This window comes from Aliiroseovarius sp. S253 (assembly GCF_049800855.1).
GTDB lineage: Bacteria > Pseudomonadota > Alphaproteobacteria > Rhodobacterales > Rhodobacteraceae > Aliiroseovarius.
Genome location: NZ_JBNAFW010000001.1, coordinates 186,186 through 208,342, shown reverse-complemented (window position 1 = coordinate 208,342; position 22,157 = coordinate 186,186). Strand labels below are relative to the sequence as shown.

Annotated in this window: 20 protein-coding genes; 13 read left to right on the top strand and 7 right to left on the bottom strand. The window is 59.3% G+C overall.

Annotated elements, in window-relative coordinates; genetic code table 11:
* Positions 1-63 precede the first annotated feature (63 nt).
* From ACP15F_RS01050 to ACP15F_RS01030, 5 genes are all read left to right on the top strand, one after another.
* Complete coding sequence (locus ACP15F_RS01050) at positions 64-2,958, top strand: molybdopterin-dependent oxidoreductase (protein ID WP_424939000.1); 2,895 nt, start codon at positions 64-66, stop codon at positions 2,956-2,958.
* Positions 2,959-2,970: 12 nt separating this feature from the next.
* Positions 2,971-3,564, top strand: a complete 594-nt coding sequence (gene fdh3B, locus ACP15F_RS01045; RefSeq protein ID WP_424938999.1) for a formate dehydrogenase FDH3 subunit beta — start codon at positions 2,971-2,973, stop codon at positions 3,562-3,564.
* A gap of 77 nt (positions 3,565-3,641) precedes the next feature.
* Positions 3,642-4,850, top strand: coding sequence for a formate dehydrogenase subunit gamma (locus ACP15F_RS01040; protein ID WP_424938998.1), 1,209 nt, complete (start codon positions 3,642-3,644; stop codon positions 4,848-4,850).
* Between the two features lie 93 nt (positions 4,851-4,943).
* Entirely contained in the window at positions 4,944-5,066 is a 123-nt protein-coding gene (locus tag ACP15F_RS01035) for a hypothetical protein (RefSeq protein WP_255464818.1), read from the top strand.
* A 9-nt stretch (positions 5,067-5,075) separates the two neighbouring features.
* A complete protein-coding gene (locus tag ACP15F_RS01030; RefSeq protein ID WP_424938997.1) occupies positions 5,076-6,410 on the top strand; it encodes a sigma-54-dependent transcriptional regulator in 1,335 nt (444 codons plus the stop codon).
* A gap of 9 nt (positions 6,411-6,419) precedes the next feature.
* On the opposite strand, the gene ACP15F_RS01025 is transcribed toward ACP15F_RS01030, so the two are convergent.
* On the bottom strand, positions 6,420-8,378 hold the full coding sequence (locus ACP15F_RS01025) for a sensor histidine kinase (protein ID WP_424938996.1): 1,959 nt from the start codon (positions 8,376-8,378) through the stop codon (positions 6,420-6,422).
* 236 nt (positions 8,379-8,614) lie between these two features.
* On the opposite strand from ACP15F_RS01025, the gene ACP15F_RS01020 reads away from it, so the two are divergent.
* The 3 genes from ACP15F_RS01020 to ACP15F_RS01010 are packed head-to-tail and all read left to right on the top strand — an operon-like array spanning position 8,615 to position 10,850.
* On the top strand, positions 8,615-9,349 hold the full coding sequence (locus tag ACP15F_RS01020; RefSeq protein WP_424938995.1) for an ABC transporter permease: 735 nt from the start codon (positions 8,615-8,617) through the stop codon (positions 9,347-9,349).
* Positions 9,346-10,059: an ATP-binding cassette domain-containing protein gene (locus tag ACP15F_RS01015; RefSeq protein ID WP_424938994.1), complete on the top strand. Its 714-nt coding sequence runs from the start codon at positions 9,346-9,348 to the stop codon at positions 10,057-10,059. Before ACP15F_RS01020 ends, ACP15F_RS01015 begins: the two co-directional genes overlap by 4 nt.
* Positions 10,056-10,850 (top strand): substrate-binding domain-containing protein, encoded by a 795-nt coding sequence (locus tag ACP15F_RS01010; protein WP_424938993.1) that lies wholly within the window; start codon positions 10,056-10,058, stop codon positions 10,848-10,850. The genes ACP15F_RS01015 and ACP15F_RS01010 overlap by 4 nt, the downstream gene beginning before the upstream one ends.
* 162 nt (positions 10,851-11,012) lie before the next feature.
* On the opposite strand, the gene ACP15F_RS01005 is transcribed toward ACP15F_RS01010, so the two are convergent.
* The gene (locus tag ACP15F_RS01005; RefSeq protein ID WP_424938992.1) at positions 11,013-11,216 is read right to left on the bottom strand and encodes a YdeI/OmpD-associated family protein; all 204 of its coding nucleotides are present in this window, start codon (positions 11,214-11,216) and stop codon (positions 11,013-11,015) included.
* A gap of 132 nt (positions 11,217-11,348) precedes the next feature.
* Here ACP15F_RS01005 and ACP15F_RS01000 point away from each other — a divergent pair, with 132 nt between their 5' ends.
* Together ACP15F_RS01000 and ACP15F_RS00995 are read left to right on the top strand one after the other, a co-directional pair.
* On the top strand, positions 11,349-11,999 hold the full coding sequence (locus ACP15F_RS01000) for a winged helix-turn-helix transcriptional regulator (protein ID WP_424938991.1): 651 nt from the start codon (positions 11,349-11,351) through the stop codon (positions 11,997-11,999).
* Complete coding sequence (locus ACP15F_RS00995) at positions 11,996-12,685, top strand: NAD-dependent deacylase (RefSeq protein WP_424938990.1); 690 nt, start codon at positions 11,996-11,998, stop codon at positions 12,683-12,685. Before ACP15F_RS01000 ends, ACP15F_RS00995 begins: the two co-directional genes overlap by 4 nt.
* Positions 12,686-12,815: 130 nt before the next feature.
* Here ACP15F_RS00995 and ACP15F_RS00990 read toward each other — a convergent pair whose 3' ends face one another.
* From ACP15F_RS00990 to meaB, 5 genes are all read right to left on the bottom strand, one after another.
* The gene (locus ACP15F_RS00990; protein ID WP_424940919.1) at positions 12,816-13,340 is read right to left on the bottom strand and encodes a copper chaperone PCu(A)C; all 525 of its coding nucleotides are present in this window, start codon (positions 13,338-13,340) and stop codon (positions 12,816-12,818) included.
* A 51-nt stretch (positions 13,341-13,391) separates the two neighbouring features.
* Positions 13,392-13,739 (bottom strand): hypothetical protein, encoded by a 348-nt coding sequence (locus ACP15F_RS00985; protein WP_424938989.1) that lies wholly within the window; start codon positions 13,737-13,739, stop codon positions 13,392-13,394.
* Positions 13,740-13,869: 130 nt separating this feature from the next.
* Positions 13,870-14,157, bottom strand: a complete 288-nt coding sequence (gene rpmB, locus ACP15F_RS00980; protein WP_108855324.1) for a 50S ribosomal protein L28 — start codon at positions 14,155-14,157, stop codon at positions 13,870-13,872.
* Positions 14,158-14,358: 201 nt separating this feature from the next.
* A complete protein-coding gene (locus tag ACP15F_RS00975) occupies positions 14,359-16,188 on the bottom strand; it encodes an ABC transporter ATP-binding protein (RefSeq protein ID WP_424938988.1) in 1,830 nt (609 codons plus the stop codon).
* A 184-nt stretch (positions 16,189-16,372) separates the two neighbouring features.
* Complete coding sequence (meaB, locus tag ACP15F_RS00970; RefSeq protein WP_424938987.1) at positions 16,373-17,359, bottom strand: methylmalonyl Co-A mutase-associated GTPase MeaB; 987 nt, start codon at positions 17,357-17,359, stop codon at positions 16,373-16,375.
* Between the two features lie 131 nt (positions 17,360-17,490).
* Between meaB and hrpB the strand changes: the two genes are divergently transcribed.
* From hrpB to ACP15F_RS00955, 3 genes are all read left to right on the top strand, one after another.
* Entirely contained in the window at positions 17,491-19,944 is a 2,454-nt protein-coding gene (gene hrpB / locus ACP15F_RS00965) for an ATP-dependent helicase HrpB (RefSeq protein WP_424938986.1), read from the top strand.
* A gap of 161 nt (positions 19,945-20,105) precedes the next feature.
* Positions 20,106-20,519 (top strand): NUDIX hydrolase, encoded by a 414-nt coding sequence (locus ACP15F_RS00960; protein ID WP_424938985.1) that lies wholly within the window; start codon positions 20,106-20,108, stop codon positions 20,517-20,519.
* Between the two features lie 128 nt (positions 20,520-20,647).
* On the top strand, positions 20,648-22,129 hold the full coding sequence (locus tag ACP15F_RS00955; RefSeq protein ID WP_424938984.1) for an inorganic phosphate transporter: 1,482 nt from the start codon (positions 20,648-20,650) through the stop codon (positions 22,127-22,129).
* Positions 22,130-22,157: the final 28 nt, after the last annotated feature.

Here is a 22,157-nt window from a genome sequence, read left to right as displayed (position 1 = left end):
GCCCGACTGCCAAAGGTATTCATCAACCCAGCCAGCCCCAGTGGGGTAGCAAGGGAGGTTAACATGCTGAGGAAAAAGACCAACGGGGTTGCGAGACGCCCCCAGCGGACAAGTATCCTTTCCGATGTCGCAGAGAAATCTGTCGACCGCCGCGCGTTTTTGCGTGGCAGCGGCCTGGCCATTGGTGGTCTTGCCGCAATCAGCGCCACCGGAGGTACGGTGACGCAAGCTACGGCTGCTACGGCTGCCGATGGCGCAGTAGAGACTCTGAAGTCGATCTGTACGCACTGCTCGGTCGGTTGCACGGTCGTTGCAGAAGTTCAAAATGGTGTCTGGACCGGTCAGGAACCCGGTTATGACAGCCCATTCAACCTTGGATCTCATTGTGCGAAAGGCGCATCCGTGCGCGAACACGCACATGGCGAACGTCGCCTGAAGTACCCAATGAAGAAAGAGGGCGGCGAGTGGAAACGCATCAGCTGGGAGCAAGCGATCGACGAGATCGGCGACGGCATGATGAACATTCGGGAAGAAAGTGGCCCGGATAGCGTTTACTGGCTGGGATCGGCCAAACACTCGAACGAACAGGCGTATCTGTTCCGCAAGTTCGCGGCCTATTGGGGCACGAACAACGTGGATCACCAGGCACGTATCTGTCACTCGACAACTGTGGCTGGCGTAGCAAACACATGGGGCTACGGCGCCATGACCAACAGCTACAACGACATCCACAACAGCCGCGCGATTTTCATCATTGGTGGCAACCCGGCCGAAGCACACCCCGTGTCGCTTCTGCACGTGTTGAAGGCCAAGGAAGAAAACAACGCACCGCTGATCGTCTGCGACCCGCGCTTCACGCGCACGGCCGCCCATGCTGACGAATATGTCCGCTTCCGTCCCGGTACGGACGTGGCCCTTGTTTGGGGTCTTCTGTGGCACATCTTCGAGAACGGTTGGGAGGACAAAGAGTTCATCCGCACCCGTGTCTGGGGCATGGATCAGATCCGTGACGAGGTGAAGAAGTGGACGCCGGAAGAGGTCGAACGCGTCACCGGCACCCCCGGTGAACAGCTTCGCCGTGTGGCGCACACGCTGGCCAACAACCGCCCCGGCACCGTGATTTGGTGTATGGGTGGTACGCAGCACACCAACGGCAACAACAACACCCGCGCATATTGCGTCCTTCAGCTTGCGCTGGGGAACATGGGTGCTGAAGGTGGCGGAACCAACATCTTCCGTGGCCACGACAACGTGCAAGGCGCAACCGACCTTGGCGTTCTCAGCCACACCCTACCCGGCTACTACGGTCTGTCGGGTGGCGCATGGGCCCACTGGGCACGTGTGTGGGGCGAAGATGGCGATTGGCTGGCTGGTCAGTTTGCCAAGGTGACCGGCGCAGACGGTAAGGAAAAGAGCCTTCAGAACCTGAAGGGTATTCCTGTCAGCCGCTGGATCGATGGCGTCTTGGAAGATCCCGAGAATATGGACAACCCCGACAAGGTGCGTGCCATGGTTCTTTGGGGCCACGCGCCGAACTCGCAAACTCGTCAGTCGGAAATGAAAACGGCGATGGAGAAGTTGGACATGCTGGTCGTGATCGACCCGTATCCCACCGTCTCGGCCGTTCTGCATGATCGCACCGATGGCGTTTATCTGCTTCCGGCAGCGACACAGTTCGAAACTCGTGGCTCGGTCACGGCGTCGAACCGTTCGCTTCAGTGGCGCGAAAAGATCGTCGACCCCCTGTTCGAATGCAAGCCAGACCATGTGATCATGGGCCTGTTTGCCAAGAAGTTCGGTTGGTCGGATCGCTTCTTCCGCAACATTGAAATGGAAGACGATGTCACCCCCAATGTTGAAAGCATTACGCGTGAATTCAACAAGGGTCTGTGGACGATCGGCTATACGGGTCAAAGCCCCGAGCGGATCAAGCTGCACATGGAAAACCAGCACACGTTCGACCGCACCACGCTGAAAGCAGTGGGTGGTCCAGCGGATGGCGACTATTACGGTCTGCCGTGGCCGTGCTGGGGAACGGCGGAAATGGGTCACCCCGGAACGCCGAACCTTTACGACATGTCGAAAGCTGTGTCCGAAGGCGGCCTGACCTTCCGCGCCCGTTTCGGTGTGGAACGTGACGGTGACAACCTGCTGGCCGAAGGCGTCTATTCGAAAAACTCGGAAATCCAGGACGGATATCCCGAGTTTACGATGCAGATGCTGATGGACCTTGGGTGGGACGGTGATCTGACGGATGAGGAACGCGCCGCGATTGATGCGGTTGCTGGTCCGAAGACCAACTGGAAAACCGACCTTTCGGGCGGCATCCAGCGGGTTGCGATCAAGCACGAATGTGCGCCGTTTGGTAACGCAAAGGCGCGTGCTGTCGTATGGACCTTCCCGGATCCGATCCCGCTGCACCGCGAGCCGCTGTATACGCCGCGTCGCGATCTTGTGGCGGATTATCCGACCTATGAAGACCGTCACGACTATCGTCTGCCGACGCTGTATGCCTCGATCCAGAAGAACGATTTCTCGCAAGAGTATCCGATCGTTCTGACCTCGGGGCGCTTGGTTGAATACGAGGGCGGCGGGGATGAAACCCGGTCGAACCCGTGGCTGGCCGAGCTTCAGCAGGACATGTTTGTCGAAGTGAACCCACGTGACGCCAACAACCTTGGTGTGCGTGATGGCGAACAGGTCTGGGTCGAAGGTCCAGAAGGCGGCAAGGTCAAAGTGATGGCAATGGTCACCGAACGGGTCGGCGAAGGCGTTGCCTTCATGCCGTTCCACTTCGGCGGTCACTTCCAAGGCGAAGACTTGCGGCACAAATATCCCGACGGGGCTGATCCGTATGTGTTGGGCGAAAGCACCAACACCGCGCAGACCTATGGCTATGACTCAGTGACCCAGATGCAAGAGACGAAGACGACTCTCTGCAAAATCTGGGCAGCGTAAGGAGGAAAGAGAATGGCAAGAGCAAAGTTTCTCTGTGACGCCGAGCGCTGCATTGAGTGCAACGCCTGTGTAACCGCGTGTAAGAACGAGCATGAGGTGCCTTGGGGTATCAACCGCCGCCGTGTTGTAACCATCGAAGATGGTAAGCCCGGCGAACGGTCGATCTCGGTGGCCTGTATGCATTGTTCGGATGCGCCCTGTATGGCCGTTTGCCCGGTCGACTGCTTCTACCAGACCGATGACGGTGTGGTGCTGCACTCGAAAGACCTGTGCATCGGTTGTGGTTATTGCTTCTACGCGTGCCCCTTCGGCGCGCCGCAGTACCCGCAGGCTGGCAACTTCGGAAGCCGTGGCAAGATGGACAAATGTACCTTCTGCGCCGGTGGCCCTGAAGAAAACCACTCGACCGCCGAGTTCGCCAAATACGGACGCAACCGTCTGGCCGAGGGCAAGCTGCCCATCTGTGCCGAGATGTGTTCGACCAAGGCGCTTCTGGCGGGGGATGGCGACGAAGTGTCGAACATCTATCGCGAGCGTGTGGTGGCCCGTGGCTTCGGCTCAGGCGCTTGGGGCTGGGGTACAGCCTATCAGCGTAAGGGCGGCTGATCGGTCTTGATCACTTCATGGGGCGGCCCTGCAACGGGGCCGCCCCGCTTCAAACACTTTTTCAAGGAGGAGCGACCATGCTGCGCATGGCACTCGCACTTGTCCTGATGCTTACACTGGCCCCGGCCGGGTTCGCGCAGGAAGACACTCCGGCAGTCGACCGTTCCGCCACAGGCGGCGCGCAAACGCTGGAAGACATTCTGGCCCGTCAGGCCGGACAACAGATTGACGACAGCTTTCGGTCTGATGCCGTGGGCGACCCGGACGGTGCGGCAAACATTGCTGCACAACTTGGCACACTGGGCGGCGTGTCGGACGCCGAAACATGGCGCGCCCTGCGCTATGGATCAGCGAACGTAAAGGTCTCGGCCGGTGGCGATGTCGCAACTGTTCTGGTTCAGGACGGCGGCATGCGCTGGCTCGAATTCCGCGACACCACGCTTCGAACCTATGGCGGATGGCTGTTGGTCGGAACTTTGGTCGCGCTTCTGGCCTTCTATGTTCTTCATGGTCGGATCAAGATCGACGATGGCCGCGCTGGAACCACCGTAACCCGCTTCAAAGCGATCGAGCGCTTCGGTCACTGGCTTCTGGCTGGATCTTTCATCCTGCTCGGAGTTACCGGACTGCTGGTCCTGTTTGGCCGCGTGTTCCTTGTTCCGGTCTTTGGAAAGGGCGCCAACGCCTTCCTGCTGGAGTGGTCAAAATGGGTGCATAACAACGTGTCCTGGGCTTTCGTCATTGGTCTTGTGATGATCTTTGTGATGTGGGTTGTTCACAACATCCCCAATCGCACTGACCTTCACTGGCTGAAGAAGGGCGGCGGCATTCTGTTTGGCCACGATCACCCTCCTGCGAAGAAGTTCAACGCGGGTCAGAAGATGATCTTCTGGTCAGTTGTACTGTTCGGAGGTTCGATTTCGCTGACCGGCGTATCGCTATTGTTCCCATTCGACCTGCCGCTGTTCGCCAAGACATTTGATCTTCTGAACGCCACTGGCCTACCGCATTTGGTCGGGTTCGGAGAGCTGCCCGTGCAGCTTGCCCCGCAAGAGGAAATGCAACTGGCGCAAGCCTGGCATGCGATCCTTGCCTTTGTCCTGATGGCCATCGTTCTGGCGCATATCTATATCGGCTCGGTCGGTATGGAAGGCGCTTACGACGCGATGAGCTCGGGCGAGGTGGACGAAGCCTGGGCCGAGCAACACCACTCGATCTGGCTGGAAGAATACAAAGCGGCCGAACGGGATACGGACGGCAACAAAGCCCCAACCCCTGCTGAGTAATCAGTCCGCCGCCGCGCCACGACCTTGGACGCGGCGGCGGACATCAGAAATTTTCGGCGACCCACATTTGGGCGCCAAGACGGAGAAACAAAGATGAAAGCGATGCTTTTGGGCTTTGTGGCGATCATCGTGATTGCCATTGGTGCCAGCAATATTCTTGGAACGCTGGGCTATTCCTCGTCCGACCGCTATTCTGGTGCTGCAGTCAGAAACTAAGGTCCGATCATGCGTGACGAATACGGAGAAAGCCTTGCCGGCGCGTCGATCCTTGTGATCGACGACGAACCCGGTATGCGAAACTTCCTGACCAAGATCCTGACCCCGCGCTGCAAGCGGGTGGAGCAAGCGGGTTCGGCCATGGAAGCCTCGGATGCGTTGGACCGGAACCATTTTGATCTTGTGATCCTAGACAACATCATGCCCGGAAAAACCGGGCTGGACTGGTTACGGGAACAGGGCAAAGTCGGTCTGTTCTCAGATGCCATTTTGATCACGGCTTATGCCGATCTGGAAACCGCGATTGAAGCCTTACGCGTGGGCGTAGCAGATTTCGTGCTGAAACCATTCCGCGCCAATCAGATCCTGAATGCGGTGGCCCGCGCCTTGGATCGCAAAATCCTGCGCCGAGACAATTCGCTTCTGAAGCACGAACTTTCGGTCGAAGGCGGGACGGCGCGCGGGCGCTTGTTGGGGAACTCTATCCCGATCAACAACGTGCGTGAAATGCTGACCCGGTTGGCCCCAATGCCAACCCCGGTCCTGTTCACCGGTGCATCCGGTACAGGGAAAGAGGTCGCAGCACGCACATTGCACGCCATGTCAGACCGTGCCGACAAGCCCTTTGTCGCGGTGAACTGTGGCGCAATCTCGCAATCCAAATGCGCTGAAGACCTGTTCGGGGTTATCAACGAAGACAGGCAAGGGCGGGACGGGTTGTTTCTGTTGGCCGACGGCGGTGTGCTGTTTCTGGATGAAATTGCACAAATGCCCGAAAAGATGCAGGCCGCATTGCTGCGCGTTTTAGAGGATCAGCGTATCCGCCCAGTTGGTGCTGAACGTGACATCCCTCTGAACCTGCGGTTCTTCTTTGCGACCAACGCCGATCTGCCAGCGGCCGTGGCCAAAGGCACGTTCCGGGCAGATCTGTATCACCGGATCAATGTGGTCAATATCGATATGCCGCCCCTGAAAGATCGGTCGGAAGATATCGTCGAATTGGCAGCGCTGTTCATGGGGCAATTCTCGAAAACACTGGCGTTGCCAGATCTGGATTTGGATGATGACACGCTTCTGAAAATCAGCCGCTATGACTGGCCCGGCAATGTGCGCGAGCTGCGCAATATGATCGAACGCTCAGTGATCCTTGGCGCCTTCCCGGAAGAGTTCGCAGGCGGCGGGCAAGTCACGGGAAGCCGAGCCATCGAGACGCTTGATCTTGTCACCAAGCGCCACATCCTGAACGTGCTGGATGCCTGTGACGGGAATCGTGCCGAAGCCTCGCGACGTCTTGGCGTGTCACGCAAGACTGTTGACCGAAAATGCGCCTCGTGGGGGATGTGATGGACTTGGTTAGTCCAAGTTGTCGCGCTTAGCCTCGGGAAGCCAGACGGTAAAGATAGCACCGCCCTCGGGGTGGTTCGCCACCGATATTGTCCCGCCGGCCTGTTGGATCAGAGTCTGGCTAATTGACAGTCCAAGCCCAGTGCCTTCACCCAGCTTCGTCGTGTGAAATGGGTCGAACACACGGTTCAGATTGTCCGCATCGACCCCTGGCCCGCTGTCGGCCACGGTCAGTTCAACACCATCCTGAGTGTCACGCCGGGCAGGCCGAATGGTCAGCACCATCTCTCCGACACCATTCATTGCTTGCACGGCGTTTACCATCAGGTTCACCACCACCTGCTGCATCTCGCCCGCACTGATCGCCACGTTCGGAGCAGCCGCGAAATCGGTTGTGACGCGCACGTCTTCTTGTGGCTGCACATGAGAGATCAGGCCACGACAATCTTCGACCAGTTGAGATAGTTCCACACCTTCGCCCGTCGCTGAATAGTCGGTTGGACGCGCAAATTGCAGCAATTTTCCCACAATGCCATCGATGCGCTGTACTTGACGATCAATCAGGTCCAGTTCGGTTTTCAGATCCTCAGCATCTGCACCCAATGTCTGACGCATCACGTCCACATTGCCTTGGATCACAGCCACGGGATTGTTGATTTCATGGGCCACGCCCGCCGTAATCTCACCGATCGAGGCCAACTTCTCGGATGTGACCAATTGCTGGAAGGTCTCTTCCAACTTGTCCTTGGCGGTGCGCAATTCGGCAGTGCGCCTGTCGACCCGGTCGTTAAGCTCGTCTGCCCAGCTGCGCAGTGCTCGGTCTCGTTCCTGCACCTGATCCAGAAGCGTGTCTAGGTGGGTTGCAACCTGCCCAATTTCGTCTTCTCTTCCGACATCACCAATCCGCGCGGTAAGATCACCATGCTCCACCCGTTTCATGGTGCTTGTCATCGTCTCAAGCGGAGAAAAAATGCCGCGCGCCATCCTTAAGAACAACGGCGCGGTCAGGATCAGAACCGCCGCCATAGAGGCCAGCATAGCCAAATAAGCCGCGCGCTTAGCTTGTGAAAACGGTGCTTCCAGAAACCCAACGTATAGCATTCCGACCCGTTCGCCGTAGCTATCGATCAACGGAAGATAGCCGGAAATATACCAGTCGTTCACGACAAAGGCGCGGTCGAGCCATGTCTGCCCCTCGGTCAGAACCTCAGCCCGAACTTCGGCCGAAACACGGGTCCCCAACGCACGCACATCCTCGAACAGCCTTACATTTGTCGATACGCGGACATCTTCAAGAAACAGCGTTGCCGTCCCCTGTCGATCCCCATTGGTGGCGGCATTCAGATAGACCAGCGCGTTGATCGTATCGATGAAATCAAGGTTACGGTTCAACAAGATCCCACCAACCAGAACACCCCGATCATCCGGTAGATTAACCGGGGCGGCAGTGTGAATAACCATGCCGCGATCTTCGACAGTGCGATCTGTTGGAACGGCCGCCTGTGTATCGATCAAATCGATGCGGGCACGGTTTGCCAGCTCGGGAAAGGCTGCCAAATCATCGGCCGAGAAGATGTCGATTTGCGAAGATCTCTGGCCATTCAGCGCGGCCTGAATGACCGGCCACCGGCGCGCGTGTACAGCGTCGCCTTCAGGCAGGTAATACAGAAAATCAAGCGCTTGGTCAGTGCGTGCCTTTTCCATAAAGGCGGCGCGACTGTCATCGCCTTTGGCCAGTACCTCCTCGAACGCACGCGAATCCGCAATCGCTTCAACTCCTGCCCCGGTACCGGCCAGAATGCGCCCCAGATATTGCTCGGCAATACGAAGATCGCTGTCGACTTTCGAGATCAGAAGCTCGTCATAATCCGCGGTCCAGCGCGCCATTGCCAGCAACATCAGCAGCGGCAAAAGCACCCCCAAGGGCGCCAAAGCCAGCACCAAGAGCTTCAGTCTGACAGAGTTCAAATCGCGTCCTTCCAGGCATGAGTTTTACAGCTGTTGCAAGCTTAGCAGACTCCACCCCGCACGCCAGTATCAGGGCAGCAATGTAGTTTGATGATTGGTCGAATTGGCAAGCATTGGCACGGGAGGCGGCGGCGAGACGGTCAAAATGTCCAAGTTGCTGGTTTCCTGACAGAAATCTATTTTGGATTTGCCCGGGATATGTTTGATCGGTCAACAGCGGGTCGGACATTCTGACCATGCACCTGCGAAACGCGTTAGGGGATGACATCTTGGAAATATGGTTCGGGATAACCGAAGCATTTTGGCTGCTTGTCACGCTTGACGCGGACTTGGTCGAAATCACGCTAAGGTCTTTGTATGTCACATTGACGGCGCTTATCGTTTCTTCGGGCATCGCCTTACCACTTGGTGCGCTTTTGGCCGTACGCCGGTTTCGCGCGCGCCGGATCACTATTGCCGTTCTAAACGCGCTTATGGGACTTCCTCCGGTTGTCGTCGGCCTGATTGTCTATGTGATGCTCAGCCGATCGGGTCCTTTTGGGGTCTTGGGCCTATTATTCACGCCGACCGCGATGATAATTGCACAAGTCATCATCATTGTGCCGCTGATCGCTTCCATTGCCCATCAGGCCCTGCGCGAGCTTTGGTCCGACTATCACGATCTTCTGATCTCGATGAACACAACTCAAACGCAGCGGGTGCAAGCTCTTCTCTGGGACGGACGCCGCGCGCTTTTGACGGCAGCACTGGCAGGGTTTGGCCGCGCCATTGGTGAAGTTGGAGCGATCATGGTGGTGGGCGGCAATATCGACCACCACACAAGGGTTTTGACCACAGCCATCGCGCTTGAAACTGGCAAGGGCGAGTTCGCACTGGCCCTTGGTCTGGGCTTTGTGCTGATCGCTATGGCAATCGCCGTGAACCTTGCCATCCACATGATCGGGCAGACTGAACGGGGGGGCCGCTGGTGAGCAACCTTTTCCCCGTCACGCTGGAAGGTGCCATGCTGCGCCGCGCTGGCAAGACCCTTGTCGGCCCCGTAGACCTTGAACTGCAAGCCAAGGGCGTAACCATTGTTATCGGTCCAAATGGGGCAGGTAAAACATCGCTTCTGCGCATGATGCATGGCATTGCACGACTAGGAGGCGGCAGCATTCACTGGGCCTGCCCCCCTGAAGAGGCTCGGGCCCATCAGGCATTTGTGTTTCAGCACCCAATAATGATGCGCCGGTCTGTACTGGGCAACTTGGCCTATCCTCTGCGATTGGCAGGTCACAAACGGTCCGAGGCCAACGAACAGGCTGCGCAGGCGGCTGAACAAGTTGGGTTGGGCGATATGCTGGACCGCCCTGCCCCGCACCTGTCCGGCGGCGAACGGCAAAAGCTGGCGCTTGCCCGCGCGCTTATCACCCGACCCGAACTTCTGTTCCTTGATGAGCCTTGCGCCTCGCTTGATGGCCGCGCCACCCGCGAGATCGAAGAGATCCTGACCCGGGCGGCAGCTGCAGGAACCCGACTGATCATGTCGACACACGACATGGGTCAGGCCAGACGGCTGGCAACCGAGGTCTTGTTCCTTCTGAACGGCAACATCCACGAACACCGTGCTGCCGATGTGTTTTTCGGCGGCGCCCCCAGCGCACAAGCACAAGCATTCCTCAAAGGAGATATCGTCGAATGAAACGGACCATTGTCGCCGCCCTCACTTCAGCCCTTCTGTCCAGCAGCGCTTTCGCGGACGAGATGAAGCTTGCGGTCACCACGTCGTTCCATAACTCGGGTCTGTCCGACATTCTGTTACCCCAGATCAAGGAAGATACCGGGATCGAGGTTCAGCTTCTGGTCGTCGGCACTGGTCAAGCGATCAAACTGGGCGAGGCAGGCGACGTGGACGCAATTCTTGTGCATTCTCGCAAGGCCGAAGACACGTTTCTGGCGGGTGGCTATGGCATGCACCGCCGCGAGATCATGTACAACGATTTCGTTTTCATCGGCCCGTCCACGGATGCCGCGATGATCGCGGACGCCGAAAGCGCCGCTGACGCGCTAGGGCGGATCATGGCCGCACAAGCCCCCTTTATCAGCCGTGGGGATGACAGCGGCACCCACAAGAAAGAGCTCAGCCTGTGGGCGGCGGCCAAGATCGTGCCAGAGGGTGCGTGGTACAATGCCGTTGGGGCCGGCATGGGCGCGGCCCTGAACACAGCCGCAGGTTTGGAAGCCTATATCATGGCGGACCGGGCAAGCTGGCTGAATTTTGGCAACAAAGGCAATCTGGCGCTGCTTTATGCGGGCGATGCAATCCTGTTCAACCAATACGCCTATCTGCCCGTGAACCCAGACAAACACGAGCACGTAAGGACCGAACTTGCGGCAGAACTGGAAGCGTGGCTTGTGTCGGACACAGCGAAGGCGCTGATCAACGATTACAAAATCAACGGTGAAACCTTATTTGTGTTCAACGCCGAGTGATTCATCAGACACGTGAGAAGGCGGGGCGCTTTTTGGGCGACGCGGTGCTGGCTCAGCGCCGCTCGCCGACTAAGATCGCCCAGGCGGCAAAACCCATTCGCATGGCAGCTATCGCGTGTGGACATTGGGTGGTTGTAAGGCGCAGCTGCAGGCTGTCACCCGCTAGCCCTTGCGCCAGACCATTTTCATATAGAGATGCCCACCTGCCAGTTCGTCACACATCTGGTCGATGCGTTTCTGTCGTGTCTCAGAACGTTTCGCCAGAGCAATCCAGCCGAGATAATCGTTGCGTTGATAGGGGGGGCGAGCATCATAAGCGCCTCGTAGCCCCTCGGCCCTCAACCGTTGGTCAATATCTTCTGGCATTGGATGAATCGGGCGTTTCAGCGTCATACAACTAGGATGCTCTGCGCATAACGAACAGGTCAACGGGCGCTGTTTCGCTTAAGGTGCATATCGTCCCTTGCAGCCCCTTCTGCACTGGGTCAAAAGCAGCGCATGTCGCGTGCAAAGCCTTACTCTCTAAACTGTCCAATTTCCCTCTCCCTCGACCTTCTGGGTAATCGCTGGGCGCTGCATGTGCTGCGCGAGCTGCACGCAGGTCCATCGGGATTTGGAAAGCTGCGCGACGGGTTGCCGGGGATCGCGACCAATATGCTGTCTGCCCGCCTGGCCGAGTTGGTTGAGGCTGGGTTGGTCTCGAAATCCGGTCGCGTCTATGCGCTGACGGATCGTGGGCAAGCGACGCGTGGGATCTTGTTTGAACTGGCACGGTTTGGCCGGGACATCTCGGTGCCCGAGGATGCCGCTCCAACTGATGCACCGTCGTCGCGGACTGCGGTGCTGGCCGGCGCGATCGAGCGCGCCGCAGGACCTCTGGACGAACTGCGCGCCGAGATCTGGCTGAACGATGCGCCCTTTTCGTTGACTGTGTCACAGGGGCGGGCCGCGATGGTGGCAGGACCGATGCCTCTGGCCCCGGTGCGGCTGGGCTTTTCGTGGCAAGATCTTGAGGCCGTGGCGCAGGGCGAACAGCGCGTGGCCAATTTTGCCGCCCAAGGCGAGATCGCCGCGCAGGATCCCTTGCAAGTGGCTGCGTTGCTTGATCTGTTGCAAAAGGCAATGGACATCTATGGCGGCTTCAAATGACACATATCCTGATCCTGACCGGCGCGGGCATTTCGGCTGAAAGCGGGTTGGGGACGTTTCGCGACGTAGACGGGCTTTGGACAAAGTACGATTTGGAAGACGTGGCTACCCCCGAAGGGTTTGCCCGCAATCCAGAACTGGTGCACGCGTTCTATAACGCCCGGCGCGCCAATTGTTTGGACGCAGCGCCGAACGCAGCGCACGGAGCCTTGGGCCGTCTGCAAACCGAGTACAAAGGCCTCGTAACGCTGGTCACACAGAATGTGGATGACCTGCATGAACGCGGCGGCGCGCGTGATGTGATCCACATGCATGGCGAACTGGCCGGTACATTATGTGCCGCGTGCGACCATCGCTGGCCTGCCCCGCCCGAGATGTCTTCGACCGCGCCCTGCCCCAGTTGCAGCGCCCCGCGCACCCGACCCGATATCGTTTGGTTCGGCGAGATGCCATATCAGATGGACGAGATCTATTTGGCTCTGGAAACGGCGGATCTGTTCGTAGCCATCGGCACTTCGGGCACCGTTTACCCTGCAGCTGGGTTTGTCGGCGAAGCGCGTGCCCTGGGCATTCCGACGCTGGAATTGAATCTGGAGCCATCCGACACGGCAGGCATCTTTGATGATGCACGTTTCGGACCCGCGACCCAGATTGTGCCGACTTGGGTGGACGAGGTTTTGGGCTAACCAGCCAGTCCCAAAACAGGAAAGGCCGCAGCTATACGCTACGGCCGTCCGGGGTTGACGAAACCCCTTTAGGGGTACGGGGCTTGGGGACGCATTGACGCCCCGCACCCCCAATTCTGAAAGGCGGTGCTTAGTTCGACTTGCCGTCGCCCATGTTCATCGCGCCGTGACCTTCGCCCATTTTCCCGTCTTCGGGCTTGCCGTGCTGCATGCCGCCACCCATCGGATTGCGTTTCAGATCGACAGGGATCTCGACGGTCATCTCGCCGGCTTTTTCAAATACCAGCGTCACAGTCACGGCTTCACCATCAACAAAGGGTGCGGTCAGGCCCATGAACATCACATGGTCTCCGCCGCGTTGCAGGGCGTGCATGCCACCAGCGGGGATCGGGAAGCCTTCTTCAACTTCCATCATCTTCATCACGCCGTCACCCAGATCTTTGTGGGTGTGCAGCTCGACCCGTTTGGACGCACCCGATTTTGCGGCGATCAGGCGGTCATCTTCAGCACCGTGATTCATGATATGGAAGAAGGCAGCGCCAGCCTTCGCGTTCATGCCCGAGGCACGCGCATAGGCGTCATTGATCATGATGTCACCTGCGAAAGCAGGCATAGCGATAAGGGCAGCTGCACCGGCAGCCAGAACGGTTTTCATACGGAACATAGTCTTTTCCTTAGGTCTTGGATTTGGTCTTGATTGAAGGGATCAGACCAGCGCCGGGGGACCTCGGGCAGACGGGGACAGTTCATCGCGCCCAACAAGCGGCGTGACCTGCGAAGGGACAGTTTGGGCCACAAGCCGCGTAATGGGCGCATCCATGGCAGGAAGCGTGAACGAGGCCGCAAAGATCGACGTGCCATCGGGGCACAGATGCACCGATTCGATGGGTTCGCCATCCGGACCAAGCGTGATGGTGGTCATGCCGGTGCCGGTACACAGCACCATTTCAAACGCACCACCTATATCCGGGTTTTCACCACGGGCATCCGCCAGCGCAAAGCTGGTGATAGTCAGCGCAAAGGCCAGAACATATGCGAAAGCCACTCGGATCATGGCTTGTAGCTATGCCTCTTTTTCAGGGGGAACAAGTGACAAAATGTAACAGGTGCAGAACATGCGAAAACCGCCCGCAGCCAAAAGCCGGGGCGGTTCAAAATCTGGTCGATCCAGAAAAGCGCGGGGCTTAGGCGGCTGCCTGAGCTTTCGCAACTTCTTTCTTGATCTTCAGGGCGTTGGCCGACAGTTCGTCGTTCTTGGCTTTTGCCAGGAACGCGTCCAGACCACCACGGTGATCTACCGAACGCAGGGCAGCAGCCGAGATGCGCAGTTTGAAGGCGCGACCCAGTGCTTCCGACTGAAGCGTCACGTCGTTCAGGTTCGGCAGAAACCGGCGACGGGTTCTGTTTTTGGCGTGGCTGACATTGTTGCCAGTCATCGGGCCTTTTCCGGTCAGTTCGCAAACACGCGACATGGCTCTTATCCTTGCTCTCTCGGGCCAGATTGGTGAGATTTCAGCGCGCCCTCGCGCCGCTCACGTCCAGCCGGTCAATACAAACGGGCACTGCCACGGCAGCGCCCCGAATTCCGTCCGCGGTCAATAGACGCCTAATCGGGGGACGTCAAGTGAGTCGCGGGGCAGCGGGGCAGGAAAATTCTGCCCCGCTGCAATTGTTTACTCGTCGGCCAGAAAACCGCCCGACTGGCGATCCCAAAGCCCCGCATAGGTGCCCTTGGCGGCCAGAAGTTCATCATGGCTGCCGTCTTCGATCACCCGTCCCTGATCCAGCACGACAATGCGGTCCATCTGGGCGATGGTGGATAGGCGGTGGGCGATGGCGATCACGGTTTTGCCTTCCATCATGCCATAGAGCGTTTTCTGGATCGCGGCCTCGACCTCGCTATCCAGCGCCGATGTCGCCTCGTCCAGCACCAGAATAGGCGCGTTCTTCAGCATAACGCGGGCAATGGCGACCCTTTGGCGCTGGCCTCCGGACAGTTTCACGCCGCGCTCGCCCACATGGGCGTCATAGCCCTTGCGCCCTTTCGGGTCCTCCAGCAACTGGATGAAGTCATGCGCCTCGGCGCGCACAGCGGCGGCGATCATCTCGGCCTCGGTGGCCGAAGGGCGACCGTACAGCAGGTTCGCGCGCACCGAGCGGTGCAGAAGCGAGCTGTCTTGCGTGACCATACCGATTTGCGCGCGCAGGCTATCCTGCGTGACACCTGCCACATCCTGACCGTCGATCAGGATGCGTCCGCCTTCGGGATCGCGGAAACGCAGCAGCAGGTTCACAAGGCTCGACTTGCCCGCGCCCGAGCGCCCGACCAACCCGACCTTTTCGCCGGGATGCACCGCCAAGGTCACGTTGTCCAACCCACCCGACCCTTTGCCATAGTGATGGGTCAGCCCGTCAAATTGGATCTCGCCCTTGGTCAGCACCAGCGCAGGAGCGTTGGGGGCATCAACCACCTCGTGCTCGACCGAGATCGAACGCAGCCCTTCGCGGATCACGCCCGCATGCTCAAACAGCCGCACGGTGACCCACATGATCCAGCCGGACATGCCGTTCAGGCGGATGGTCAGGGCGGATGCCGCCGCGACCTCGCCCACGGTCACAACTCCACGGGTCCAGAACCAGATCGAGGTGCCGAGAACGCCGGTGATCAGCAGCCCGTTCAGCACGTTCAGACCGAAGCTAAGTTCCGTCATCAGGCGCAGGAAACGCTGGAACCGCAGGCGGTGGCGTTTGAGGGCCGAGAGGACATAGCGTTCCTCGCTTTCGCCCTGGCTGAACAGTTTAACGCTTTCGATATTGGCATAGGCATCGACGATCCGCCCCGACAGAAGCGACCGCGCGTCAGACCATTTCTCGGACGCAGATGCCACACGTAACGCGACCCAGCGCGTGTAGATCACATAAAGCACCAGCCAGATCAGAAGCGGCGCGGCCAAGCGCGGGTCGATCTGGCTGAGGATAAGGGCCGCAGCGATCACATAGGTCAGCGCGTACCAGATGCCTTCGAACGCCATATAGGTGCCGTCCTCGACCGCGCCGCCCAGCTGCATCACGCGGTTGGACAGCCGCCCGGCAAAGTCGTTCTGGAAAAAGCCCATGCTTTGACCAAGCAGATGCTTATGTGCCCGCCAGCGCACCTGATCATGCAGGTTGCCCACAAGGGTTTGCTCAAGCAGCAGGTGGTTCAGGCCGATGGTGGCGGGGCGCAGGAACAGAATGAACAAGGCCGCGAGCAGCAGCTCGAGCCCATGGGTTTGGAAAAAACCCTGCGCGTCGGTCCCATCCATAAGGTCGATCACACGGCCCGAATAGAAGATCAGGCTGGTTTCAATCAATGCGACGATGACACCTGACACGGCCATAAACGCCATGAGTTTTCCGAAACCGTCATACTGCGTTTTCAGATAGGCCCACAGCGTAGCAGGCGGGGTTTCATCCGGCGAGGGACGGAATGGGTCGATAAGATTTTCGAAAAACCGAAACATGATGCGCTCCATGCGCTAAAAGGAAATACAAAGGATAATCGGGGCTGACGACAGCCCAACAGGACCAGCGTCTAGTGTCGCGGTGGGGTCCTGAACTGATTCATCCTGCATTCTCCTGCATGTTTCGGGGTTACGCTAACCCAGCCGTTAGCGCCAATCAACCCCTGATGGCAGGTGGCAGATTTCAGCTGTCAGATGCCAATTTCAGAAAGGCCAGCATCTCGTCCGCTGCGCGTGAAGCTGACAGTTCACCCGCAGACACCCGCCCGCCCAGCGCATCGATCTGCGCGCGAGCGTCACCGGTTTCCAGCGCAGACAAAAGGCCGATGCGCAGGTCTTCTTCGAACCAATGGCGGGCTTGCGCGGCGCGGCGCTTTTCCCAGTGGCCATGCTCGCGCCGCCATGCGACCAGCTCTTCCATCGTCTCCCACGCCTCAGGCAAGCCGTTATGGGTGACGGCAGACACCATCAGCGCCTTGGGGAAACCTTCAGGATCATAGACGCGCTTGCGCAACAAGCGCAGCGCGCCCGCATAATCCGCACAGGTGCGCATCGCAGTTTCTTTCAGCGGGCCATCGGCCTTGTTCACCAAGATCAGGTCGGCGATCTCCATGATGCCGCGTTTGACACCTTGCAGCTCGTCGCCACCGGCAGGGGCGAGGAGTAGAAGGAACAGATCGGACATCTCGGCGACCATGGTTTCGGACTGGCCGACACCCACGGTTTCGATCAGAACAATATCAAAGCCTGCGGCTTCACAGAGCGCGACAGCCTCGCGGGTGCGGCGCGCCACGCCGCCCATCTGCGCCTGCGAGGGCGAAGGACGGATGAAGGCATTCTTCTCGCGGCTCAGGCTTTCCATGCGAGTTTTGTCGCCCAGAATAGACCCGCCAGATCGGGCCGAGCTTGGATCCACAGCCAGCACCGCAACCTTCAGGCCCTTTTCGATCAGGAACATGCCAAACGCTTCAATAAAGGTCGATTTACCAACGCCAGGCGTTCCGGACAGACCGATGCGAAGGGCCTGACGACCTTCAGGAGCTGTGGCTTCCAGAAGCTCAACCGCCTGCGCACGGTGATCTGCACGGCCACTTTCGACCAAAGTAATGGCGCGCGCCAAGGCACGGCGTTCGCCTGCAATCACTCGTTTGGCCAGATCCTGAATGTCCATGTCGCCTCCGCTTCTTGCCCCCGTTCATGCCGCGCCGCCGCGCCCCTGTCCAGAGGCCGGGATGATGTTAGCGCCCGCGCGCGCGGTGATCCGGGCTGGACCCGGCGCGCGGGGCGTCGGATAAGGGCAGGATGACGGACCTGCTGCCCATCCATGACGCGATCCCAGATCTGCTGGCCGCCCTGCACGATCAGGGGCGCGCGGTGCTGATGGCCCCCCCGGGCGCAGGCAAGACGACGGTTGTTCCGTTGGAGATGCTCAAAGCGGGATCCTTTAGCGGCCGGCTAATCATGCTAGAGCCACGTCGCCTAGCCGCCCGTGGGGCCGCCGAGCGTATGGCGCAAACGCTGGGCGAGCGTGCGGGCGAGACCGTCGGCTACCGCATTCGCGGCGAGGCGAAGGTATCCAAATCCACCCAGATCGAGGTCGTGACCGAAGGCATCCTGACACGGATGCTGCAATCTGACCCCTCACTTGAGGGCGTCGGCGCAGTTATCTTTGACGAATTCCACGAGCGATCCCTGAATGCGGACCTTGGGCTGGCGCTGACATGGGAAGCGATGGGTGCACTGCGCGATGATCTGAAGCTGGTTGTGATGTCTGCCACACTGGACGCCGACCCAGTGGCACGGCTGTTGGACGACGCGCCGATTGTGCGGTCCGAAGGGCGTGCCTATCCCGTCGAGACGCGACACTTGGAGCGGCCCCTGGCAAAAGGCACCCGGCTAGCCGAGGCGACTGCGGATCTGGTGCTGAGCGCGTTGGCCGAAACAAAAGGCGGTGTGCTGGTCTTCCTGCCCGGCGAAGGTGAAATCCGACGCTGCGAGGCTGCTTTAAAGGGACGTTTACCCGGCGAATGCCGCCTGCACACACTATTCGGCGCGATGGACTTCGCCGCCCAGCGCGCCGCCATTCAGCCCGCGAAAGAAGGCCGCAAGATCGTGCTGGCAACCGCAATCGCCGAAACATCGCTGACCATTCAGGACATTCGCGTGGTGGTGGATGCCGGACAGGCGCGGCGCGCTCGGTTCGATCCCGGTTCAGGCATGTCCCGACTGGTGACCGAGCGCGTGTCCAAAGCCGAAGCCGAACAACGACGCGGTCGTGCAGGACGTGTCGCGCCCGGCACCTGCTATCGGCTGTGGACTAAGGGCGAGGACGGCGGGATGCCCCCCTTCGCGCCCGCCGAGATCGAAACCGCAGACCTTGCCCCCTTGGCGTTGGAACTGGCCGGGTGGGGCAGTCCAGACGGCACGGGGCTGGCGTTTCTGACGCCGCCCAATGAAGGCGTGTTGGCCGAAGCGCAGGCGCTGCTGCGTGGGCTTGGGGCGCTGGATGACACCGGACGGATCACCGATCACGGTACGAAACTTGCGCGTCTGCCGCTGCATCCACGCCTTGGGCATATGCTGCTAACCGCTGGTTCGGACGCTGCCGATCTGGCCGCGCTTTGGGGCGACCGCGATCCCCTGCCCCGTGGGGCCTCGATGGACCTGACCCTGCGGTGTGAGGCGATCCGCGACCCGAAGGGCTTTGCAGCAAAGCGGGGCATTCAGGCCAATCGCGGTGGCGTTGAGCGCATTCGGACCGAGGCAAAGCGCCTGCGCCGGATGGCAGGGGATGCCCGCCCAGACCTAAGTGCAGCACAAATGGCCGCCTTGGCCTATCCCGACAGGGTGGCACTGCGCCGCCCCGGTGACATCCCGCGTTTCGTCATGTCTGGTGGCAAAGGGGCCATCATGGACGAAGGTGATGCTCTGGCCGGGTCGCGCTTGCTAGTAATCACCGACACGGACGGCAATCCGCGCGAGGCGCGCGTGCGACAAGCGGTCCAGATCAGCGAAGGCGAAGTGCGTGAGCTGTTTGAGGACCAGATCGCGTGGGTCGATAATTGCGCATGGTCCAAACGCGAAGGTCGCGTGATCGCGCGACGGCAGGAATGTCTGGGCGCGATGGTACTGGATGACCGCATCTGGAAGGACGCGCCGCGGGATGCTGTGGCCTCCGCGATGCTCGACGGTGTGCGCGACATGGGGCTGCGACCCTCGGCTGCCGCGAAACGGTTCATCGCGCGGGTCGAGCTTGTGCGGACCGGCGAAGACAGGCTACCCGAAATGACTGAACCCGCCCTGATGGCGACGCTTGAAGATTGGCTACTGCCGCACTTGTCCGGCGTGAAGACGACGGCTGACTGGAAGAAGTTTGAGCTCCTCGATGCCCTGCGTGCAATGTTGGATTGGAACCAGATGTCGCGGCTGGACGCCGAGGCACCGGCCCACTTCATCACGCCTTTGGGTCACAAAACGCCTATCGACTATTCCAGCGACACGCCCGAAATCAGCCTGCGCTTGCAAGAGATGTTCGGAGTCACCCGCCACCCCACTGTCGGCAAGACCCCACTGCGCGTGACACTTCTGTCACCAGCCCGCCGACCGGTGCAGACCACGACGGACATCCCGAACTTTTGGGCCACAAGCTATGCCGATGTGCGCAAGGACATGCGCGGGCGCTATCCAAAGCATCCGTGGCCCGAAGATCCCACCGTGGCGGACCCAACGCTTCGTGCCAAACCAAGGGGAAAATAGCCACAAGAACCGGCCTTGGATGCTCAATCACGGTCCATTTACTTGTAATTTCGGCAAAAACAGCTATTTAACAGCGCAACAAGTAAAAGAATGAGCAAGAAATCCACAGGCCCCTTATGTCGTCGCTTTTGAAACAAGCTTGGGACGAAGTCCTATCGCCAATGCTGAAACGCCCCAGCCGCTCTCAGGTTGCGGCGCTGTGCTATCGTGGCCATGGCGATGATAAGGAAGTTTTGCTTGTGACCTCTCGCGGGACCGGACGCTGGATCCTTCCAAAAGGCTGGCCGATGGAAGGCAAGAATGACGCCGATGCCGCTGCCCAGGAAGCTTGGGAAGAGGCCGGGGTAAAGAAAGGTCAGCTGGATCGCGCACCCATTGGCGAATACAGCTATGCCAAAGAGCTGGATGACGGCGAGCTAGCCCACTGTTCAGCAACCGTGTTCCCTTTGAAAGTCGAGAAGCTGAAAAGTGACTTCCCCGAGGCCGACGAGCGCACACGCACATGGGTGTCACCGGACGAGGCTGCCGAAATGGTGCAGGAAAAAGGTTTGCGCAAACTGTTGCGTGATTTCTGATCCGCCCAAGCCACATGGCATTTCCATCACAGAATCTGTTGCAATCGCGGACCTGACAAGCTAGCGCAGGCGCTGAATTGTAACGGCTGCACAACAGCCGTGTGACAAGCAGCTTGCGAGGATGGGACATGAGCGGCGAGAACAGCGGCAACCAGTGGAAAACACTGGACAAGGACCTGAACAAAATCACCCAAGTGGAATATGCAACGCAACTGGTGGCCCGTCCGCTGGTTGGGATGGGTGTGGCTTTGGCCTTTATCGTAGTCGCGGCCCTTGGTGCGGCTGTGTTCTTTGGGCAGACACCAACCTCTCTTGTTGTCGTGATCGCCGCCGCGTTTGGGGCCTATATGGCGCTGAACATCGGCGCGAACGATGTGGCCAACAACATGGGCCCGGCCGTTGGTGCAAACGCGCTGACCATGGGGGGCGCTATCGTTATTGCCGCATTATTCGAAAGTGCCGGTGCACTTTTAGCTGGAGGAGACGTTGTGTCGACTATTTCGAAAGGGATCATTGACCCCTCGAGCTTCGAACACTCGCGCACCTTTGTCTGGGCAATGATGGCTGCGCTGATCTCGTCTGCGCTGTGGGTGAACCTTGCCACGTGGGTCGGTGCTCCGGTCTCGACCACACATTCGGTTGTGGGCGGCGTTATGGGGGCTGGTATCGCGGCTGCAGGCTTTGCAGCAGTAAGCTGGCCAACCATGGGAAAGATCGCAGCGAGCTGGGTGATTTCACCGGTTCTGGGCGGCGTCGTTGCTGCCATGTTCCTGGCCCTGATCAAGCACAAGATTGTCTATCAGGAGGATAAGATTGCTGCTGCAAAGCGTTGGGTGCCAATTCTGATCGGGATTATGGCAGCCGCATTTGGTGCGTATCTGTCGATCAAAGGCCTGAAGCGGATCATCAAGATTGACCTTGGCACAGCGCTTCTGATTGGCGCAGCCGTCGGAGCAGTCGCTTACGTTGTCACCGCACCTCTTATTGCCCGTCAGGCTGAAGGGCTTGAGAACCGCACCAAGTCGCTGAAGACGCTCTTTGCCCTACCGCTGATCTTCTCGGCCGCGCTGTTGTCATTCGCGCACGGCGCCAACGACGTGGCGAACGCTGTTGGTCCGCTCGCCGCCATCGTGCACGTAGAAAGCGTGGGCGACTTTGCCGCGAAAGTATCGATCCCGACATGGGTCATGGTGATCGGCGCGTTTGGCATCAGCTTTGGCCTGATGCTGTTCGGCCCAAAACTGATCCGCATGGTTGGCAGCCAAATCACCAAGCTGAACCCGATGCGCGCCTATTGCGTAGCGCTGTCGGCAGCGATCACTGTGATCGTCGCAAGCTGGCTGGGCCTGCCCGTTAGCTCGACCCATATTGCTGTGGGTGGCGTTTTTGGCGTTGGCTTCTATCGCGAGTTCCACATGGAGCGCCGGTTGCGCAACTCACGCGCCGCACGTCCCGATGCCAAGCGGATCGCACCAGAAGAGCGCCGCCGCCGCAAACTGGTGCGCCGCTCGCACTTCATGACCATCGTGGCAGCATGGGTGATCACCGTGCCAGCAGCTGCGATCATGTCAGCAGTGATCTTCCACATCCTGAACGCCATCGTGGCGTAAGCAAACGGATCTACGAACAAAAAGGGCG

Bases quoted from the DNA above. Each gene is read 5' to 3' on its own strand.
- ACP15F_RS01050 (WP_424939000.1), top strand. From the start codon at position 64: ATGCTGAGGAAAAAGACCAACGGGGTTGCGAGACGCCCCCAGCGGACA.
- fdh3B (WP_424938999.1), top strand. From the start codon at position 2,971: ATGGCAAGAGCAAAGTTTCTCTGTGACGCCGAGCGCTGCATTGAGTGC.
- ACP15F_RS01040 (WP_424938998.1), top strand. From the start codon at position 3,642: ATGCTGCGCATGGCACTCGCACTTGTCCTGATGCTTACACTGGCCCCG.
- ACP15F_RS01035 (WP_255464818.1), top strand. From the start codon at position 4,944: ATGAAAGCGATGCTTTTGGGCTTTGTGGCGATCATCGTGATTGCCATT.
- ACP15F_RS01030 (WP_424938997.1), top strand. From the start codon at position 5,076: ATGCGTGACGAATACGGAGAAAGCCTTGCCGGCGCGTCGATCCTTGTG.
- ACP15F_RS01020 (WP_424938995.1), top strand. From the start codon at position 8,615: ATGCACCTGCGAAACGCGTTAGGGGATGACATCTTGGAAATATGGTTC.
- ACP15F_RS01010 (WP_424938993.1), top strand. From the start codon at position 10,056: ATGAAACGGACCATTGTCGCCGCCCTCACTTCAGCCCTTCTGTCCAGC.
- ACP15F_RS01005 (WP_424938992.1), bottom strand. From the start codon at position 11,216: ATGCCAGAAGATATTGACCAACGGTTGAGGGCCGAGGGGCTACGAGGC.
- ACP15F_RS01000 (WP_424938991.1), top strand. From the start codon at position 11,349: ATGTCGCGTGCAAAGCCTTACTCTCTAAACTGTCCAATTTCCCTCTCC.
- ACP15F_RS00995 (WP_424938990.1), top strand. From the start codon at position 11,996: ATGACACATATCCTGATCCTGACCGGCGCGGGCATTTCGGCTGAAAGC.
- ACP15F_RS00990 (WP_424940919.1), bottom strand. From the start codon at position 13,340: ATGAAAACCGTTCTGGCTGCCGGTGCAGCTGCCCTTATCGCTATGCCT.
- ACP15F_RS00985 (WP_424938989.1), bottom strand. From the start codon at position 13,739: ATGATCCGAGTGGCTTTCGCATATGTTCTGGCCTTTGCGCTGACTATC.
- rpmB (WP_108855324.1), bottom strand. From the start codon at position 14,157: ATGTCGCGTGTTTGCGAACTGACCGGAAAAGGCCCGATGACTGGCAAC.
- ACP15F_RS00975 (WP_424938988.1), bottom strand. From the start codon at position 16,188: ATGTTTCGGTTTTTCGAAAATCTTATCGACCCATTCCGTCCCTCGCCG.
- meaB (WP_424938987.1), bottom strand. From the start codon at position 17,359: ATGGACATTCAGGATCTGGCCAAACGAGTGATTGCAGGCGAACGCCGT.
- hrpB (WP_424938986.1), top strand. From the start codon at position 17,491: ATGACGGACCTGCTGCCCATCCATGACGCGATCCCAGATCTGCTGGCC.
- ACP15F_RS00960 (WP_424938985.1), top strand. From the start codon at position 20,106: ATGCTGAAACGCCCCAGCCGCTCTCAGGTTGCGGCGCTGTGCTATCGT.
- ACP15F_RS00955 (WP_424938984.1), top strand. From the start codon at position 20,648: ATGAGCGGCGAGAACAGCGGCAACCAGTGGAAAACACTGGACAAGGAC.